The organism is Marinifilum fragile (assembly GCF_963677365.1).
GTDB lineage: Bacteria > Bacteroidota > Bacteroidia > Bacteroidales > Marinifilaceae > Marinifilum > Marinifilum fragile.
The window spans coordinates 2,095,907-2,114,868 of record NZ_OY781962.1 but is presented as its reverse complement, the minus strand read 5'-3'; the positions used below and the strand labels follow the sequence as shown (position 1 = coordinate 2,114,868).

Annotated in this window: 14 protein-coding genes; 12 read left to right on the top strand and 2 right to left on the bottom strand. The window is 34.5% G+C overall.

The annotated features are described in order from the left end of the window. Window positions 1-318 precede the first annotated feature (318 nt). The 12 genes from ACKPCA_RS08395 to ACKPCA_RS08330 all read left to right on the top strand — a co-directional run bounded on the left by ACKPCA_RS08395 (window position 319) and on the right by ACKPCA_RS08330 (window position 16,559). Window positions 319-744, top strand: a complete 426-nt coding sequence (locus ACKPCA_RS08395; RefSeq protein WP_054720641.1) for a hypothetical protein — start codon at window positions 319-321, stop codon at window positions 742-744. A 153-nt stretch (window positions 745-897) separates the two neighbouring features. Then, window positions 898-1,086: a helix-turn-helix domain-containing protein gene (locus ACKPCA_RS08390; RefSeq protein ID WP_054720643.1), complete on the top strand. Its 189-nt coding sequence runs from the start codon at window positions 898-900 to the stop codon at window positions 1,084-1,086. A gap of 184 nt (window positions 1,087-1,270) precedes the next feature. After that, complete coding sequence (locus ACKPCA_RS08385; RefSeq protein WP_321282414.1) at window positions 1,271-6,046, top strand: T9SS type B sorting domain-containing protein; 4,776 nt, start codon at window positions 1,271-1,273, stop codon at window positions 6,044-6,046. 1 nt (window position 6,047) lies between these two features. Further along, complete coding sequence (locus ACKPCA_RS08380) at window positions 6,048-7,067, top strand: PorP/SprF family type IX secretion system membrane protein (RefSeq protein ID WP_321282413.1); 1,020 nt, start codon at window positions 6,048-6,050, stop codon at window positions 7,065-7,067. Between the two features lie 112 nt (window positions 7,068-7,179). Next, a complete protein-coding gene (locus ACKPCA_RS08375) occupies window positions 7,180-7,761 on the top strand; it encodes a CsgE family curli-type amyloid fiber assembly protein (protein WP_321282412.1) in 582 nt (193 codons plus the stop codon). A gap of 18 nt (window positions 7,762-7,779) precedes the next feature. Then, window positions 7,780-8,202 (top strand): curli production assembly/transport component CsgF, encoded by a 423-nt coding sequence (locus ACKPCA_RS08370; protein WP_054720649.1) that lies wholly within the window; start codon window positions 7,780-7,782, stop codon window positions 8,200-8,202. Between the two features lie 40 nt (window positions 8,203-8,242). Continuing rightward, on the top strand, window positions 8,243-9,697 hold the full coding sequence (locus ACKPCA_RS08365) for a CsgG/HfaB family protein (protein WP_321282410.1): 1,455 nt from the start codon (window positions 8,243-8,245) through the stop codon (window positions 9,695-9,697). A 363-nt stretch (window positions 9,698-10,060) separates the two neighbouring features. Beyond that, window positions 10,061-11,776: a hypothetical protein gene (locus ACKPCA_RS08360; RefSeq protein ID WP_321282408.1), complete on the top strand. Its 1,716-nt coding sequence runs from the start codon at window positions 10,061-10,063 to the stop codon at window positions 11,774-11,776. A 347-nt stretch (window positions 11,777-12,123) separates the two neighbouring features. Beyond that, window positions 12,124-13,830: a hypothetical protein gene (locus ACKPCA_RS08345; protein WP_321282406.1), complete on the top strand. Its 1,707-nt coding sequence runs from the start codon at window positions 12,124-12,126 to the stop codon at window positions 13,828-13,830. Between the two features lie 72 nt (window positions 13,831-13,902). After that, the gene (locus ACKPCA_RS08340; protein WP_321282405.1) at window positions 13,903-14,436 is read left to right on the top strand and encodes a hypothetical protein; all 534 of its coding nucleotides are present in this window, start codon (window positions 13,903-13,905) and stop codon (window positions 14,434-14,436) included. Window positions 14,437-14,609: 173 nt separating this feature from the next. Then, a complete protein-coding gene (locus tag ACKPCA_RS08335) occupies window positions 14,610-14,996 on the top strand; it encodes a hypothetical protein (protein ID WP_321282404.1) in 387 nt (128 codons plus the stop codon). A gap of 30 nt (window positions 14,997-15,026) precedes the next feature. Continuing rightward, window positions 15,027-16,559 carry a carboxypeptidase regulatory-like domain-containing protein gene (locus ACKPCA_RS08330; RefSeq protein WP_321282403.1) on the top strand — a complete coding sequence of 511 codons (1,533 nt, stop codon included), beginning with the start codon at window positions 15,027-15,029 and terminating at the stop codon, window positions 16,557-16,559. Window positions 16,560-16,666: 107 nt separating this feature from the next. On the opposite strand, the gene rplS is transcribed toward ACKPCA_RS08330, so the two are convergent. Next, window positions 16,667-17,014, bottom strand: coding sequence for a 50S ribosomal protein L19 (rplS, locus tag ACKPCA_RS08325; RefSeq protein WP_054720664.1), 348 nt, complete (start codon window positions 17,012-17,014; stop codon window positions 16,667-16,669). A 221-nt stretch (window positions 17,015-17,235) separates the two neighbouring features. Continuing rightward, window positions 17,236-18,948 carry a dipeptidase gene (locus ACKPCA_RS08320; RefSeq protein WP_321282401.1) on the bottom strand — a complete coding sequence of 571 codons (1,713 nt, stop codon included), beginning with the start codon at window positions 18,946-18,948 and terminating at the stop codon, window positions 17,236-17,238. Window positions 18,949-18,962 lie beyond the last annotated feature (14 nt).

The window sequence follows — 18,962 nt, the reverse complement described above, 5'->3', positions numbered from 1 at the left end:
GCATCCACTTTCGGATATATCCACTTTTTAAATACAATTTTAAATTGTAAAATCAATAAAATCAGGCTGTTCTTAAAAGTACAATTATTAATCAAAATGTAATATCCGAAAGTGGATAAAATTACTAAAAAAACCGCATGTACTGGAATAGCAGGCTTTTAGTATTCTGTTTTAATATTCTTAAACTTATATATCCGTTTGTGGATATTTATCAAGTGAAAAAACAACTCAACAATTTAATTAATATGCAATAAATCAGAAGGTTATAAATCTTGGCACTTTGATTGAATAGTGAATTGCGTTCTAATATCTAAGTGTATGAGTGTTTTAATATTGGAAGGTAATAGTTTTAAAATTCTTCCTTCATCAGGAAAGACAATGAATATTTTATTTATAAAAGAGAATAGATCACTAATAGGTGAATTGAAAGAATATATTAACAGTTTGGATGCACAGGCTTTTTTTGCAGATGATCCAGTTGAAACTGAAATTATTCTTAATAAAACATCTATTGATCTGGTAATTATCCCTCTTAAAGCGCTTTCCAACTTAGATATGTTAAAATACATTAATGATCATTTTAAGAAAACAAAAGTTGTTATTACAGTTGATAGAGAAGAACAGACCTCAAAAATAGGAAACCGTAAAACTTTATATACAAATTACGATCTGTTGCAAAAGCAATTAAGATTGTTTGACCTTAAAAAAGCTATTGGTTCTGGATTGGATTATAGTCCGAACTAATTGTTCTATTCACTTTAAAACCTAACCATGAATTGGTTAAAATTTGCAGAAAATTAACTTGGTGAGGGAGTAGGCACAATGCTTACTTCCCATCTGGTTAAATGAAAGAAACAAACCTTATTATTCAATTCTATTCAATTTAAAACTACAGTTATGACACAAGAAGTTCAAGACGATTTGGTAAGAATAAAAGAGAGACTTAGAATTCTTGATGACAAGAAGAAAAAAGTAGCCAAAATTATTGGGATTACAGATGTTTATTTGTCTTATATTCTTAATGGAAAGAGACCTCTAACTGCTAATGTTAAATCAAAACTATTTGATTATTTGGGACTAAGCTAATTTTTTTGGCTGCAGTCGTTTAACTAATATTAAAAATCAGGAATAGCTTCGGAATATTGAAATTATTGCCTGATTTTTTTAGTTGCCTTTTGTTGTGTTATGATGACCATTATTTTGTAAATTGAGTGTAAGTAAAAGAAAATCAAAATTTAAGCAAAAGTAAACAAGCTTTTAAAATTGTTTTATGAGGCTAAAAGCATACATAGTATTTGTATTTATATTTCTTTCTTTTTTTTCGGAGATATTTGCTCAAAAACGTGCTGGGGTTTGGTATTTTGGCGAAAATGCCGGCTTAAATTTTAATGTAGATCCGGCAGTACCATTAATTGATGGAGCATTAAATACAGAAGAAGGATGTGCAACTGTTTGTAATGCTCAGGGTGATCTTTTGTTTTATACCGATGGAATTACGGTGTATAATAAGAATCATGCTCAAATGGCAAATGGAGATGGATTGGATGGAAATGTTTCGGCAACACAATCTTCAATCATTGTACAACAACCTGGAAGTAGTGTGTTGTATTATATTTTTACTGTTGATGCTCATCAAAATGCATTAAGAAATGGTTTGAGATATTCAATTGTGGATATGTCTATGAATGGTGGTTTAGGACAAGTTACTACCAAAAATGTTGTGGTGTATGGGAATGAAGTTTGCGAAAAGGTTACAGCTGTAAAACATGCAAATGGTACCGATTTTTGGGTACTGACTCATGAGTGGGGAAGTAGACAATTTCGGGCTTATCAATTAAGTGCAGCAGGCTTATCTGCTGCCGTTACCAGTTCCGTAGGAATCGTTCATAATTCTGACAGACGATCTTCAATTGGTTATATGAAAACTTCCCCAAATGGGAACAAGCTTGCAGTTGCGATATACACGGAAAATATGGTAGAATTATTTGATTTTAATACTTCTACTGGACAGGTTTCAAATCCGATTCAGATTAGCGGTTATATTTCTCCTTATGGTGTGGAATTTTCTCCTTCATCTGAATTTTTATATGTGAGTTTGTATACGCTAGGTGAAATGTACCAATTCAATATTTCATCGAATAACGAGGCTACCATAAATGCCTCTGTACAATTAATTGGAAGTGGTGCATGGTATTATGGTGCATTGCAGTTGGCGCCAGATAATAGAATTTATATGGCCAAAACAAATAATTCAGCAACAAGTGGTAGTTTAAATTTGGATGTGATTAACAACCCAGATGTTGCGGGAGCAGGAAGTAACTTTGCGGCAGATTCGAAAAATCTGTCGGGAAGAAGATGTTGGTTAGGACTACCCAATTTTGTCACCAGTATTTTTAGTCTCGAATTTGCTTACCTGTACGATTGTGAAGGTGATAATACAGAGTTTACCATTACTTCTGATTTAACCAATATTGCAAGTGCAACCTGGGATTTTGGAGATGGAACTTCACAAACAAGCAGTGTAAACCCATTTACAGTGACTCATGTTTTTCCGGCAGCAGGAACTTATGATGTTAATCTAGAGGTAAATTTAATTTCAGGAGGTACCGATAATGTAACACAGTCTGTTGTTATAAATACATTGCCAACTGCTAATGATCAAAATATTGCCGTATGGGAGGATGAGAGTGGTGGAGGTGTGGCTACTGGCATTGATCTAACGGCACTCGAAACTGTAATAAACGGAGAATCAGGCATTACTTATGTGTGGTATTCTGATGTAGGACTTACATCAGTAGTTCCTGACCCTACCAATGTGAGTGCCACGAATGGTCAGCAATTTTGGGTACAAATAGATGATGGAAATTGTTCTAATGTGGCGGTAGTAACTGTAACAGTAAATGCATTACCACAGGTGGTTGATCAAAACCCAGTGATTTGTGAAGACAATTATAATACAGGAATTGCTTCGAATATTGATTTGACTCAACTCGAAAATGCAATTACCAATGGAAATGCATTGCCAGTAACTTGGTTTCATGATGTTGGATTAACAAACCCAGTTACCAATCCAACCAATAGGACGGTTTCCAATGGGGAAGTGTTTTATGCGGAGGTTAATACTTCAACAGGATCAAGTGTTGCTACAGTAACGTATACCGTTGAAAGTCTACCAGAAGGCAATGATATTACAATTCAATTATGGGAAGATACTTTTGGTAGTGGAACGGCTTCAGGTGTGGACTTAACTTCTTATGATAATACTGTTTCTAATGGAAGCACAGTTGTTTGGTACGAAGATGCGGCATTTACAAATTTGGTTTCTGGTCCTGGAAATATAACAGTAAGTGATGGTGATATTTTCTATGCATTTATAGATAATGGCAGTTGTACAAATCGTGGAAGTGTTGAGTTTATTGTTCGATCATCACCTATTGCAAATGATCAGAATATTAATATTTGTGAGGATATTGCGGGTAGTGGAATCGCATCCAATATCGATTTAACGACTTTAAATGGAGTTATTAATGGCGGAACAACAAGTACGGTTACTTGGTATAATGATTCCGGTCTTACAAATTTGGTGAGTGATCCTACAAATGCAACAGTAAGTGATGGGCAACAATTTCATGTTTTGGTTGAGAGTGGAGGTGAGTCTAATACCGCGATTGTTACCTATTCGGTTTTGTCACTACCTATTGCAAACAACCAAACAATTACGGAATTTGAAGATGTTCCAGGATCAATGACAGCTACTGGTGTTGACTTAACAATTAATAATAATGCAATAACAGGAGGTCAAGCTGTAAGCGTAGAATGGTTCCTCGATTCTGATTTGAGTAATTTGGTTCCAAATCCAAGTTCGCAGGATGTGGTGGATGGTGATATCTTCTACGTTCTGGTTTCCAATGCGAGTTGTTCAAATGTTGCTACAGTTCAGTTTTTAGTTATAAATACGCCTGTTGCCAGAGATGTTTTTCCTGAGGTTTGTGAAGATGTTGCTGCAAGTGGTAGTGCAGTTGTAGATTTAAGCTTGCTTGAAAATCAAATTAATGAGGGGAATGGCGATACATTTGCATGGTTTTTTGATTGGCTGACTGAGCCCAATGGTTTACCAACAAATCCTATTCCTGATCCAACAAATGTGAATGCCACTAATGGTGTTAGATATTTTGCCACTGTTGATGACGGATTAAATACGAATGTTGCTGTTGTAACATATACTGTAAGAGGCTTACCAACAGCATTGAATATTGTTGTTGATGTATGGGAAGATAGTTTCGGAACGGGAGTGGCCACGGGAATAAATCTTCTAAACTATAACTCTGGAATAAATGGAGGAAGTGCTTCTTTAGTTACTTGGTTTAATGATACAGGACTAACGAGTGCAGTTTTGACACCCGATAATGTTAGTGTCTCTAATAATGATGCTTTTTATGCATTAGTGCAAGATACCTATTGCCAAAATGTTGGTAGTATTACTTTTAATGTTCGACAATTGCCTGAAGCTAATAATCTACAAATTCAACTTTGTGAGGATAATCAAGGATCAGGGGCAGTTTCAGACTATGATTTAACTCAATTAGAGCCTGCTGTAAATAATGATTCAGGAACCGTAAAAGAATGGTTTTTCGATTCAGACTTAAGTCTTCCTGTAACCAATCCATCAAATGTAGTAGTTAACGATGGAGACGATTTTTTTGTGAGAGTTAGCTTTGGAGTGGAAAGTAATGTTGGGGAAATCAATTTTACAATTAATTCACTTCCTCAGGCTCAGAATCACTCCGTAGTTCTTTGTGAAGGTAATTTTAATACAGGTCTTGTTAATGGTGAAGATTTAAGAATTTATGAAAGTAATATCAGTTCAAGCTCAGGTATATCTTTAGTATGGTATTCCGATGCCTCATATACAAATGCTATTGTGAACCCAGGCAATGTGCAGGTTTCCGATGGAGATATTTTCTATGCCCGTGTGTGGGATGGAAATTGTGAAAGTTTTGCAGAACTTGATTTTACAATTACAGCTTTGCCTGAAACCGCAACAGTAACAGAAAACCTATGTGAAGAAACATTTGGTAGTTCATCCATTGGCAATGTTAACCTTACTGATTTTGAAAGCTCATTAAGTCAGGACCCCAACGCTACAATTCAATGGTATGAGGACGATCGTTTAACTATACCTGTAAATGATCCAAGTAATCAAATGGTGAGTAATCAAAGTTCTTATTACGCATTGGTAACAAATAGCAATAGCTGTGAAAATATTGCGAGATTAAATTTTTTCGTAAATCCTTTGCCTGTAGCAACTGATCTGGTCATTGAATTGTGCGAAGATGAAGCTGGAGGAGGGGTAGTAAACAATTATAATTTGTCAAATTTAGATTTGAGGGTATCTGGTTCGGGTTCAATTATATCATGGTTTCAGGATGTAGATTTATCTGATGCTGTGAATAATCCTTTATCACATCAAATAAGTAATAATCTGGTTTTATATACTCAGGTTACTGATGGTATGTGTGAAAATACATCAAATGTTAATTTTATAGTTCATGATGTACCAACTTTTGATTTGGGTTCGGATACAACCATTTTTTATACAGAGAGCAAGGTGTTGACTCCGGCAATTGAGATAAAATTTTTACCTGGTACTTACTTGTGGCAAGATGGAGCTACGTCATCCACTTATACAGTAACTGAGGAAGGAAAATACACATTGGTATTTACTGATTTCAATGGATGTGTGGGAGAAGATGACATTATGGTATATGTAGATCGATATAGGATTTTTGTTCCCAACGCATTTACACCCAATGGCGATGGATTGAATGATACATTTGGTCCGGTAATTACTGGAGATATAGCAGGAGAAGAAATTGAAATGTATATCTATAACCGTTGGGGGGAAATGATTTATGAATTTACTGATCTAGGAGTAGGATGGGATGGTACCTATAAAGGGAAGCCTGTAAATACAGGAGTTTATGTATGGACTCTTATAATAAATGGGAAGTCAAAACAAGATGGCTCCGTATCTTTAATAAGGTAAGATGATAAAATGGAGAATTGTTCATATAATCATTTTGATTGTGCTTTCGCAGGTTGTCAAAGCACAGGATATTGAATTCTCTCAATTTTATGCCAATCGTTTGTACTTAAATCCGGCTTTAGCAGGATCAGAGTTTTCTCCTGTTGCATCATTATCATATCGGAATCAATGGCCGCAAAACAACAAACCTTTTGTAACCTATACAGTTTCTTTCGATCAGTATGTTGATATAATGCATGGGGGATTAGGACTTTTGCTGATTCAGGATAATCAAGGCGATGGTGCAATCAAAACCACAATGGCTTCTGGTATGTATTCCTACTCCCTTAATATTAATAGAAATTTTTCAGTGAATGCAGGCTTGAAAGCTACATATGTACAAAGAAAGTTAGATTGGGAATCTTTGGTTTTTTCAGATATGATTGATCCTTTGTATGGCGTTATATATCCAGGGAGAGAAATACAACCAGGGAGTTTATCACATTCTTATATTGATTTTTCGCTTGGGATGGTGGCAAATTATAAAAACTGTTATCTGGGAGTGGTTACTGATCATTTATCAGAACCCGATGAAGCATTTGATAGTGAGAATAATTCAGCTGCTTTGCCAAGGAAGTATACTGTTCATGCAGGCGCAGCAATTCCTGTTGGATACTCAAGAGGCTTAATGAAAAGTGATTTCATGATTTCGCCAAATATTTTGTATCAGAAGCAGCAAGATTTTGAGCAAATTAATTATGGATTGTATTTTTCTAGAACCAATTGGGTTGTTGGTACTTGGTTTAGACAAAATCTATCATTTGATTTTGATGCGTTTATTGTGCTCTTAGGATATCAAACGGATAGATTAAGAATAGGCTACTCCTATGACTATGTAGTATCAAAATTGGTTAAAACCAACTCAGGAGCTCATGAGATTTCGATAACATATTTATTAGGGAAAACTCGCACATCCTGTTCAGGATCACACTATTTTAGAAAGAAAAGAAGAATAAGAGCAATTAGATGTCCGAAATTTTAATGGATAAAAAATGGCCAATTGTCAAAGAATTATATTTATCTGTTTAAGTTTAATTAACTGGTTAACAAAAGTTAAGATTTCTTAAGAGTCGTCTTTTGTAGTGTAAAAGTTTATGAATTTAAAATTAGAAACGATATATTTATATATTGTGAAGAAGGCTGATTATATAGCATTTAGAATGATAGATTCGTTGCGAGCAATTACCTTATTGGTATTTGTTTCATATTTATTTTGTTGCTCGCATTCAGTTTATGCACAGCAATCTCAGAAAGAGAGAGACTCTTTGCGAACTTTGAAGATATTAAAGGACGCATTAAATAGTGCTGAGCAAGCTAATTCAAGTGCAGAGTCTGCTGAACTTGATATGGAAATTGATGGACTGATAATGGACGAGACCATATCAAAAGTAGGTCGGGACTTTTTTGATATGTTTTATGCAACTTGGAATGCTCCTAAAAATGCTAAAAACTTTACAATTACCATTAAAGAAATGGTTTTACCAGGTTTAGCAACCCAAATTACCATTTCGGTAAATGATAATGAAGTGTTTAAAGAACGTGTTCAGCCGCGGTATGATATCATGGAGCAAATGTCAAATTATGCGATATATAAGACAACTGGATATTTAAATAACTACGAAAGTATGAAATCTCAACTTGATGGAGATGATCAATCAGGTTCGGGTATTTTTTAACCTTAAAATAAATACACCATGAAATATTTAAAAGCAATAATCATAGTCGCTGTATTTTCTTTAGCCCAGCCTATTGGAGCAATGGCTCAGGATTTTGTTTATACTCCAATAAATTCAAATTTTGGTGGAAATCCATACAATTACAATTGGTTGATAAACTCAGCAAAACAGCAAGATAAAATAAAGGACCCTACCGCACAGGATAGTTATCAGACAGATCCACTTGATGATTTTGAAGATAATTTAAATCGTCAAATATTGAACCAGTTATCGAGTAGGCTGGTGAATCAGATTTTTGGAGAAGGAGGAGATTTAGAGACGGGAAGTTATAATTTGGGGAGTTATAAAGTAGATATAATGGAAGATGCGAGTGGTGTTACCGTTAATATTCAAGATATACGGAATGGGAACTACACCAATGTTATTATTCCAAGTTATTAAAATAGACTACTAATTACTATACCTCTTTAAATCTCTCAATATGAAAAGATTTATACCATTTTATTTGCTGGTAACTCTTATTTTCAGTGGATGTGTACCTTACTTTAATCAACCATTAACGGAACAGCGAGCAGAAATTGGAGCAGAAACTCCGGTTAGAAAGAATTTGATTGGACTACCAGAACCACGTGAGAAGATTGTTGCTGCAGTTTATAAGTTTCGGGATCAAACAGGACAGTATAAACCTTCTGAAACGGGAGCGAATTGGTCTACGGCTGTTACACAGGGTACAACCTCAATATTATTAAAGGCAATTGAAGAATCGGGCTGGTTTATACCTTTGGAGCGAGAAGGGCTTAATAACTTGTTGAATGAGAGAAAGATTATTCGATCGAGTAGAGCAAACTATGCTGATAAAGATGACCAATCTCAATTGTTACCTCCACTGTTGTTTGCAGGTATTGTTTTGGAAGGTGGCGTTATTAGTTATGATGCCAATGTAATTACAGGAGGGGCTGGTTTAATGTATTTTGCAGCTGGTGGATCAGGTCAGTATCGCCAGGATAGAGTTACGGTATATTTGCGCGCAATTTCTACTAGTAATGGTAGAATACTGAAAACAGTTTATACTTCTAAAATGATTTTGTCTCAAAAAGTTGATGCAAGTCTGTTTAGGTATGTGAAATTTAAGAGGCTTTTAGAAGCTGAAACTGGATTTACATACAATGAACCATCCGAAATGGCAGTGAAGGAAGCTATTGAAAAGGCTGTTGAATCTTTAATTATAGAAGGCGTTATAGAAGGCTTGTGGGATCTTAAAAATCCAGAAGAGGTTAATTCCGAAGTGATTACCAAATATGTAGAGGAGAAAGAAGAAAATCAGGAATCAGATTTTTTTGACCAATTGATAAGTAAGAGACGTCATAAATTTGGTTTAGGTATTGAAGGAGGATCATGGCTGTATATGGGAGATTATAGTCATACAGAAATGGAAGCCTGTGGAGGTTTATCTTTATTGTACGATACTCAATCTTTCATGCAGTTTAAAGCCAGTATTACAAGAGGCGATTTGGCTACTACCAAACATTTTCAAAAAACGTTTAATTCTCTTGATGTGACGGCAAAATATCGACTTTTGCCTTACAAGGAGTGGACGCCATATGTTGAGGGGGGATTTGGTTTGTTCTCCGAGCATGATAAATCAGCATTTACTTTTGATTTGTCAAACTCCATTCATGCTCAAGCAATCTATGGTGCTGGAGTTGAATTTTTACTCAATGACAGATTTGGATTAAACTTTTCCATTTTGAACCATTACATTTTTAATGATGAAGTAGATGGATTAAAGCAAGGGCATTACAATGATTATTTTTGGGAAGGTAAAATAGGTCTTAATTTTTATTTCGATAAGCTTTGGGATAAGAGCAAAAAGAAAAGAGTGAGAAAACAAAAGATACGCAAAAAACCTAAAGAGCAACCAAAGTCTGCTGAATAAAATATTAACAAGTTACTAACAGGTTAGATTAATTTCTAGCCTGTTTTTTTATGTCTTAAATTTTTTGGCAAAGATGGCTGTATGGTTGTTATTGCTTGATTTGTAGGGGTTTTGTTTAATTATAATTAACTATTTGAAGTGTATTTAAAAACTTTGTTTGATTTGATCAATATCTTTTAAATATTCATCATATAAATTTAATGATTGATGTAAACTAACATTTTATTTTCAATATTACTTTTTAATTTAGTTTTCGAATAGAAACATAAATCATCAAATCGTACTTTAAATAGTGCATTAAATTAATTAAAACAATTCACTCAGGGAAACCTGAATTTCACTTTAAACCTAAAATTTCAAACCATGAAAAAGTTTTTATTTGTCCTAGCGGCAGTTTTATTAACAGGAGCATATTCTTTTGCTCAGGTTAACGTTTCAAATGTTGAACAATATGGCTATGATAATACAGCTACAGTTCAGCAAGTTGGTGTTATAAATATTAGTGATGTTTTCCAGGGAGGAATGGATAATGTTGCAGATATTGATCAAAATGGATTTTTTAATATGTCATTTGCTACCCAACTGGGATTAGGAAATGAAGCATATGTGACTCAAGTTAAAACAAACTTCTCAAAAGTATTTCAGTTAGGTTGGTACAACAAAGCAACTGTAGATCAGAAGGGTTTCAACATTTCTACAGTAAATCAGTTCTTTTCGGCAAGAGGTATTGCAGATGTTAAGCAAAGAGGATTTTTAAACAAATCAGAAGTAAACCAGTGGTTTAGTTACGGTGAGTATGCAAAAGTAATGCAATTTGGTGCTTTTAACTTAGCTGATATTGACCAGGTATTTGGTAGAGGAGATAAAGCTACTATTAGTCAGTGGGGAATGTCTAACAAGGCATATATCAATCAATTTGGTACTTTTAAAAACACTGCTTTGGTTAAGCAACATGGTAAGAGTAATTTTGCTGTTGTAGATCAAAAAGGTGGATGGTTTAATAATGCAGAAGTTGAACAGCATGGAAAATATAACCGTGCATTTGTTGATCAAATTTGGGGTATTGGCAACGACGCTAATATTAATCAACATGGTCGCAGCAACTATGCTAGCTCATACCAAAAAGGTGGATTTATGAATGATGTTGAAATTGATCAGCATGGTAGAAGAAATAGCGCATATGCTAAGCAAGTTGGAGGATGGTTTAATGATTCTGAAATTGATCAGCATGGAAAGAATAATTATGCAAAGACTGTTCAAATTCGTGGTTCATTTAACGATGCAAGCGTAGACCAAAGAGGTAATTCAAATGATGCATTCATATTACAGAAGTTTGGTTCTAGAAATGATGCATATGCAATCCAAAGAGGTAAAGAAAACGAAACTGATATTAAGCAGATTAAAGGTTATAATAATACGGCTGTAACTTATCAGCATGGTAAATACAATGAAGCGGAAGTTACTCAAATTAAGGGTAGTAATAATTTGGCAGCTGTTGCACAGCTAGGAATGTCAAACGATGCTTACGTTAAGCAAGTTGGTGGTTCTCATACTTATGCGTTTGTTGCTCAAGTTGGTGATTATAACGAAGCTGATGTATACCAAAAAAATAATGTAGGAACTCTTGCTGCTGTTGCTCAGTTAGGCGATTCTAATTATGCTGGAATTTATCAGGAAGATAACTTCTTAACTGCAGCTGCTATCGCTCAGATAGGTACTTACAATGAAGCTTATATTTATCAGGCAAAATCTGATTTCTCTTTCGCTTCAATTCTACAGAATGGTAATGGAAACTTTGCTGCTATAGCTCAATATGATGTATCAGGTAGTTCTGCAGTAATTGAACAAGATGGTGATAATAACGTTGCTTTATCTACTCAGTTTATTGGTTCTAATAATCATGCAAATACAAATCAAGTTGGTGATTATAATTTCTCAGCTACATTCCAGCATGGAAATAATAACACGATTGACGTAGATCAGTATGGAAATGGACACATTTCATTTGTAACACAATTTGGAAATGGTAATACTGCAACTGTTAGCCAGTACAATGCAGGCATGACTCCAACTCCATAATTTTTATGAATTGATTTGATTGATTTATTATAAAAGTTACCGCCAAATTGCTGAAATAATGCAGTTTGGCGGTTTTTTTATATTGTCTATTTTAAAACATTTTAAACATTTGTTTAAGTTTTCTTATGCTTTTTTAGACTCTTTAAAAATTAGCATATGGAGAATAAGGTTTAATCAATAGTAATAATTCATTCATGTAAAAATAAAGGTGTTTGGAAAGGCTTTTTTTTAATTTAGATAAAAGATCTACTGAGACTATTAATGGTCTTAATTAGGTCTGATCAGAGCTCTTTATACTATACTAGATTTTATTTTAATTCACTTTAAAACCTTTAAAAAAATCAACCATGAAAAAATTATTATTTCTGGTAGTTGCTGTGGTTTTTGCAGTATCATCTGCTTTTGCACAGGTAAACTACTCTACAGTAGACCAATTGGGTTTCAGTAATAATGCCGGTGTAACCCAAGTGGGATGGTTCAACATGAGTGATGTTGACCAAGTTGGATTATGGAATATGGCAGACGTTGATCAAGACGGACTGTGGAATATTTCATATATTGATCAATTGGGAATGTTAAATTCTGCAGGCGTAACGCAAGCTGGAGTTTTAAATGTATCATATGTTGATCAAGTTTTATTCTTCAATAATGCGGTTGTAAATCAACTCGGGCTGCATAATATTTCAAGAATTATGCAATTTGGATTATTGAATAGTGCTGTTGTTGAGCAATTAGGATTTTTTAATATGTCTTACATTTCTCAATTAGGAGCATTCCATGATGCTATGGTATGGCAAATGGGTCTTTTAAATATGTCCTCCATTGCACAGTATGGACTTTCTAACTCTGCTTATGTTGCTCAGTTTGGATTAGCAAACAATTCTACTGTAACACAAGGATTTTTCGGTAACATGGCAGGAGTTTTGCAAGTTGGTATTGGAAATTCAAGTTCAGTACTTCAAATGGGTATGCTTAGTGATGCGCTTGTTAATCAATTTGGTTACATGAATAAGGCATCTATTTCGCAGTGGTATACTAAATTTGCACATGCTGAGATTATCCAGAGTGGTGTAATGAATATGGCGCAAACACTTCAGATGTTTGGTAAATTTAATTCGGCTCATATCGATCAAACAGGATGGTTTAATATGGCGAAATCTGAACAGTTTGGTGGCTATGCTAATGTTACAAACATTACGCAACATGGAGCATTTAACAAAGCTTTTGCTCTTCAAAAGAAAGGTGAAGGAAATAAAGCTTTTATCCATCAAAATGGTGTAGCAAATATGGCTTCTACTTTCCAGTATAAAGGAGTTAATAATACAGCAAAAATTAATCAAGATGGATGGTTTAATAAAGCAAGAACCGTTCAAATTGATGGTGCTAATAATTTAGCTACTACTACTCAAGATGGAGTTAAAAATTATGCCTTTGTAGAGCAAATTCATGAGTATGGTGGTGTTGTGAATGTATACCAAAAGGGATACAAGCATTTTGCTGATGTAACTCAGAAATATGGTGTTGGCGATAAAGCTAAAGTTGTTCAAAGAGGCGACCATCAAACAGCTTATATTTCTCAACTTTATGGTACAAAGAATAAGGCTAAGATTAAACAACTAGATCATGGAAATACTGCTATTATTGACCAGATCGGTGGTAAGAAGAATAGTGCAGATATCTTCCAAAAAGGTAAACACAACTTCTCATTTGTTGGTCAATTTGGTGGCAAAAAGTCAGACGCATTTGTTAACCAAAACGGTAATAACAACAGAGGTTGGGTATTCCAGTTCGATCAAGAAGAAAGTTTAGCAGACATTTTGCAAAATGGTGATCGTAACGTTGCAGTAATTGCACAAATGGACGGTATGAACAACAGTGCTACAATTGTACAAACAGGTGATGACAATACAGCATTAACTTACCAGTGGGGTGATAACAATACCTCATTCCTTGAGCAAATTGGTAATGATCACTTTGGTTTAGTAATTCAAAATGGTAACGAAAACTTCGCTGTTACTCAACAAGGTAATGCAGGAGTTGTATTCTCGCCATGATCCAATGAAATTATCATGTGAAATTCCCACTTTTGTGGGAATTTCCTGATTAAATTCTTCACTAAATCGCTTATGCTTTATTTTAAAAAATACATTTGGTGCGCTCTGTTCTTATGTTTTAGCAATCTTGTAATTGGGCAGAATTATAATCAGGAAGACCAACTTCTAAATCAATTGAATTATAGTCTTGCCAAAGCCATCGAAGGAGAAAATGTTATCTCCGCTATTCAATCTGGAAACGGGAATGATTTAATAATTTCTCAGTTCAGCAAAGAACAGGTGGCTATAATCCAACAGGTTGGTGTTGAGAACATACTAAAGGCAGTTCAGAAGGGAAATCGCCAAATTATTGAGATTTTTCAGCGAGGAGATTTAAATTTTGTGGAATCTGCCTTATATGGAAACAACATTTCCTCTAGCATTCACCAATATGGTGATAACAATTCATTGCAACAAGAAGTTATTGGGAATAATAAGAGCTTTGAAATTACACAAGTTGGAAACGACAATGAATTAATTCAAATAGATACCGGAAATACTATCAGAGGCTACAATGTTAGCCAGGTAGGAAATGGTATGACTGTTATAATACAAAGTGGTTTGTGAATACAGAGCAGGTTTAAATGGTTGGGGTATCCTTTGGGATACCCCTTCTTATTTTAAGATATTTTATGAAGATTAAATAATTTTTTTATCAAATTATAGTATTTTAACGCTTTCCTTATTGATTTTATATTAACTATTAGATATTTTTAATATTCGTAATCAACTACTATGAGATGATGCTAAGAACTTTTATGTTTGGAAGTTTATTGTTTTTGATAATTAACGTTACTGCTGCCCAATCTGAACAGGATGAAATGAAAGCTTGGATTGAAATAGAAGGTGAGATTAAGAATCTTACACTTAGTGCCAAATTCAAAAATGAAGGTAGCAAAACAATTGCCATCAACTACGTTCTGAAGACTAAAAAAGAAGGTCGATCAGGGAATTCAACTTCGATACAAAAGGGCAAATGTGTTTCTCCAATTAATAAGCAGCTAACATTATCCGAAGTAAGAATGAATTTATCCCAGAAGGATAATTTGTTCGTGAGTTTGTTCGTTTATCACAATAAGCAGTTAGTTGCTCAAGATTCGGTTGTTTTACATGGAGATAATGAGTAAATTAAGAAAAATTAAAATAGCTACCGGAATATGAAAAAATTCTACACACTCTTTGGACTATTTATTGTCTTTGGAATATTCATGTTTGTAACATCATGTAATGAAAGTACGGTGGAACCTGATCTGTATGGTTCAATCAGTGGAACAGTAAAGGCTTCGGCTAGTAATTTACCTATGGAAGGCGTAACCATTACCACTAATCCGGGTACTACTTCGGTAACAACAAATGCTGAAGGTGAATTTAGTATAGAGAAAGTGCTAATAGGCGATTATTCTGTTACAGCAACTAAAGAGGATTATTCTTCGCAAAGCATAAATATTAAAGTAACAGAAAGTCAAAATAACTCAATGAGTTTTATACTTACAGTTGCTCCTCTTGATAGTAAAATTCCAGATGATATAACTTATGTTTCTCCAGCTGACATAGAGGAGGATCAAAGCAAATTGCCTACAGAAGTCAAATTGACATGGAGAAACGGTGAAACGGAAAAAGGTGATACTTTACGTTTTGATGTGATTTTATATGAAGGCGCAGATGATGCCAAAGGAACAAAAGTTGTGTCGAATATTTTAGATACAACCTACACGGTAAATAACTTAAAATTTGAAACAACTTATCTTTGGAAAGTTGTGGCCAGAAATAAACAATTGGACGAAGTAGAAGGTAAGAAATGGAGATTTGCAACAGAAGACTTTCCTACAAATCCATATTTATTTGTGAAGGATACATTGGATTCACGTGATATTTATTCTTGGGATTTGAAAGAAAATCATCTGGTGCAATTAACTGATGGAGGAGGAGATGAATTGCATCCTAAAATTATGCCAGGACAACATTCAAGAATTGCATATTCGGCTATGAATAATGGAGTTTTCCATATTTATACAATGGATTTAAAAGGTAAGGATGTTTTTAAAGTAACAGGTGACCGCCCCGTTGTTGGTAATCACAATGATGGAGGAGGTTTTGTTTGGTCTCCTACAGGAGATCAGTTATTGTATGGATATTATAATGAGTTAATTGTCATTAATAGAGATGGCACAGGATGGAAAAAAATTGCAAACTCTCCGGTGAATAGAGAATTTACTCAAATGGACTGGACATATCAGTTTAATAACCACAGCGAGGAAAAAATTGTGGCTTTGGCACAAGGTGATAAACCTTACGATAACGAAATCTATCTGATGGATCCTGATGGTAGTAATATGACTTTGCTTGTGGATAATTTAGAAGGAACTCTATCTAATCCACAATTTTCATTTGGTGGAGATAAGGTTATTTTTTCTTTGGATTCTTTGTATGAGGATGATAGAGGAATTCAAAGAGATGCCAGAATTTATAGCATAAATATTGATGGTACTGGTTGGACGGATCTATCAGGAGATGATAAAACCGGTAATGATTTGCAAGCGAAATTCTCTGAGACAGGAGAGAAAATTATATTTATGAATGTATCAAATTCAGGAACAGAGAAAAAAACGATTTGGACAATGGATCCTGATGGCAGTAATAGAGAACAATTGATTTTTAATGGGGAAATGCCAGATTGGTATAATCCGTGATATTAGTCCTGTTTAAATAATTTGGCATCTGGGAAATTCTCAGGTGCTTTTTTGTGAATAAAAAAAGCCTTCCATTCGGAAGGCTTTTGTATTTTTTCGAAGTAAGATTAGAATCTTCTTTCTTTGATTCTTGCTTTCTTACCAGTAAGAGCACGAAGATAGTAGATACGAGCTCTTCTAACACGACCTCTTTTGTTTACTTCAATTTTTTCAATGAATGGAGAAGTGAAAGGAATGATTCTTTCTACACCTACGTTACCAGACATTTTTCTAATGGTAAAAGTTTTAGTAGATCCTGTTCCTTTAATTTGGATTACAACACCTCTAAATACCTGAGTTCTTTCTTTGTTTCCCTCTTTAATTTTGTAAGAAACGCTAATAGTATCACCTGCTTGGAATTCAGGAGTTTCAATACCACTTTTGAAAGCTTCTTCTGCAACTTTAATTAAATCCATTGTTTTAAATTTATTAAGGTTTAACGAGCGCAATATTCACAATTTAACTATAGATCTGCCAGAGATTACGCACGAATTCGCCGCAAAATTAATAAAAATATCTAAGCTGAAAAGATTTAAGTTTGTTTTTTTCTATTAGAGAAGCATATATTGCAATTTAAATTAATAGATAAATAAAAAAAGGAGCCCAATGGCTCCTTTAAATATTGCAATATAATTTTTTAGTGTGAAGCACCTGAAACTTTTAGTTTGTCTCCAGTTGTTTTCACAATTGTTTTATAAAATTCTTTGCTGTAACCAGGTTGCTTCATTTTAGGATTTTGGTTATTACCATCTTTTTCTTTGATGTTTCCGTCCATGAATTTAGCAAATAAGTAGCCATAGAATTCTCTCCATTCATTAGTTAGGTTATCACCTTGGTTACATGAGAAATCAGTTAAGAATTCAACAGCAGCAGCTTCGTCCGTTTTGAACATACCTTCTGCAGCAAGGTCGATAATCTTAGTAAATGAAAGATATTTGTTTTCAAGAGCTTTTTGCTTTTTAGCAATTTCAGGGTGGATTGCGTTATAGCGAGTATAAGCAAAGTTGGTTACCTGGTTGAATACCCAGAATGCAGACTTGTTCGTGAATTCCATCATTTTACCGTTACCAACAGCGAATGATTTAGGAACTCTAGTACTACCACAGTACATTGGGAAATATACTGATGAAGCAGCATCGTCTACTCCAAACCAGTTGATTCCACCTACTGCATCAGGTAACCAGTTTCTTGATTGAGCAACAAAAGAGAAACCAGTTTGCTGAGTTGCAGTTGCACGCTCGTTACAATATGTTACGCCATCAACTTTCCATGTTAAAGGTCTCCAACGGTAAGGATTTCCGTAAGGACCAGCGCCCATATCTTTAGCCATATCCAATTCAGTTCCTTCCAGGTGATTTCTCATGAAATCCATCATTTCAAGAACATTGATTTTGTTGTCTGGCTTAATCCACAATGGCATACGATTGGTTGCATAACCTTTTTCGTCATGTTCAACCTTACCTTTGCAGTAATCGAAATATTTATCCATTCCTTCTTTTACATCGTTAAAGAAAGACCAAACACGAATTTCACAGAATCTTGCAGCACCAAAATCAACTGGAGCGTAAGTATCAGAGAAGCTAAACTCTTTGTTTTTTCCATCTTTTGGATAAAAACCTTTTTCTTTTGCAAATGAGATAACATCTTTTGCATAAACGTTGGTTACTTCAGGATTGTAGATTTTATCCATTTTATCTGAAGAGATAGAATTTTTTCCTTCTAATGGGAAAGTGGTAATTCTAGCTTGGTTGGCGTGACCACTAACATATCCGTCAGGAATCATTCTTGCTACCCAAACAGCACCTTTTTCACCATTACCTTTACCAATCATCTCTAAGATCCAGATTTCATTTTTATCAGAAATAGAGAAAGATTCACCAGAACTGTAATAACCGTAATTTTCTACTAATTCTGTCATTACTTTGATAGCTTCACGAGCATTTTTTGCACGTTGCAATGTAAGGTAAATCAAACTACCGTAATCAATTAATGCTCCTTCTTGTGATCCTAATTCCGATCTACCACCGTAAGTGGTTTCTCCAATTGCCAACTGGAACTCGTTCATGTTTCCAACAACAGAGTAAGTATGTGGAACTTGTGGAATTTTACCAAGGTATTTACCTGTATCCCATTCGTAAACATCAATCATTGTGCCTTCAGCCCAGTCTGCAGCAGGACGGAAATAAAGTTCTCCGTACAATACATGCGAATCAGCAGCGTAAGTAATCATGTTAGAACCATCAGTACTTGCACCTCTTGTTACAAGATAGTTAGTACAAGCTTGCGAGGTTGTTGTCGAAAAGACGATAATTGCCAATAGAAGAGAGGCAATTGCATAAATCTTCTTCATGTTTAAATATTTAA

What these genes read in the sequence shown, in the direction of transcription:
- ACKPCA_RS08395 (WP_054720641.1), top strand. Translation starts at nt 319, where the DNA reads ATGAGTGTTTTAATATTGGAAGGTAATAGTTTTAAAATTCTTCCTTCA.
- ACKPCA_RS08390 (WP_054720643.1), top strand. Translation starts at nt 898, where the DNA reads ATGACACAAGAAGTTCAAGACGATTTGGTAAGAATAAAAGAGAGACTT.
- ACKPCA_RS08385 (WP_321282414.1), top strand. Translation starts at nt 1,271, where the DNA reads ATGAGGCTAAAAGCATACATAGTATTTGTATTTATATTTCTTTCTTTT.
- ACKPCA_RS08380 (WP_321282413.1), top strand. Translation starts at nt 6,048, where the DNA reads ATGATAAAATGGAGAATTGTTCATATAATCATTTTGATTGTGCTTTCG.
- ACKPCA_RS08375 (WP_321282412.1), top strand. Translation starts at nt 7,180, where the DNA reads ATGAATTTAAAATTAGAAACGATATATTTATATATTGTGAAGAAGGCT.
- ACKPCA_RS08370 (WP_054720649.1), top strand. Translation starts at nt 7,780, where the DNA reads ATGAAATATTTAAAAGCAATAATCATAGTCGCTGTATTTTCTTTAGCC.
- ACKPCA_RS08365 (WP_321282410.1), top strand. Translation starts at nt 8,243, where the DNA reads ATGAAAAGATTTATACCATTTTATTTGCTGGTAACTCTTATTTTCAGT.
- ACKPCA_RS08360 (WP_321282408.1), top strand. Translation starts at nt 10,061, where the DNA reads ATGAAAAAGTTTTTATTTGTCCTAGCGGCAGTTTTATTAACAGGAGCA.
- ACKPCA_RS08345 (WP_321282406.1), top strand. Translation starts at nt 12,124, where the DNA reads ATGAAAAAATTATTATTTCTGGTAGTTGCTGTGGTTTTTGCAGTATCA.
- ACKPCA_RS08340 (WP_321282405.1), top strand. Translation starts at nt 13,903, where the DNA reads ATGCTTTATTTTAAAAAATACATTTGGTGCGCTCTGTTCTTATGTTTT.
- ACKPCA_RS08335 (WP_321282404.1), top strand. Translation starts at nt 14,610, where the DNA reads ATGATGCTAAGAACTTTTATGTTTGGAAGTTTATTGTTTTTGATAATT.
- ACKPCA_RS08330 (WP_321282403.1), top strand. Translation starts at nt 15,027, where the DNA reads ATGAAAAAATTCTACACACTCTTTGGACTATTTATTGTCTTTGGAATA.
- rplS (WP_054720664.1), bottom strand. Translation starts at nt 17,014, where the DNA reads ATGGATTTAATTAAAGTTGCAGAAGAAGCTTTCAAAAGTGGTATTGAA.
- ACKPCA_RS08320 (WP_321282401.1), bottom strand. Translation starts at nt 18,948, where the DNA reads ATGAAGAAGATTTATGCAATTGCCTCTCTTCTATTGGCAATTATCGTC.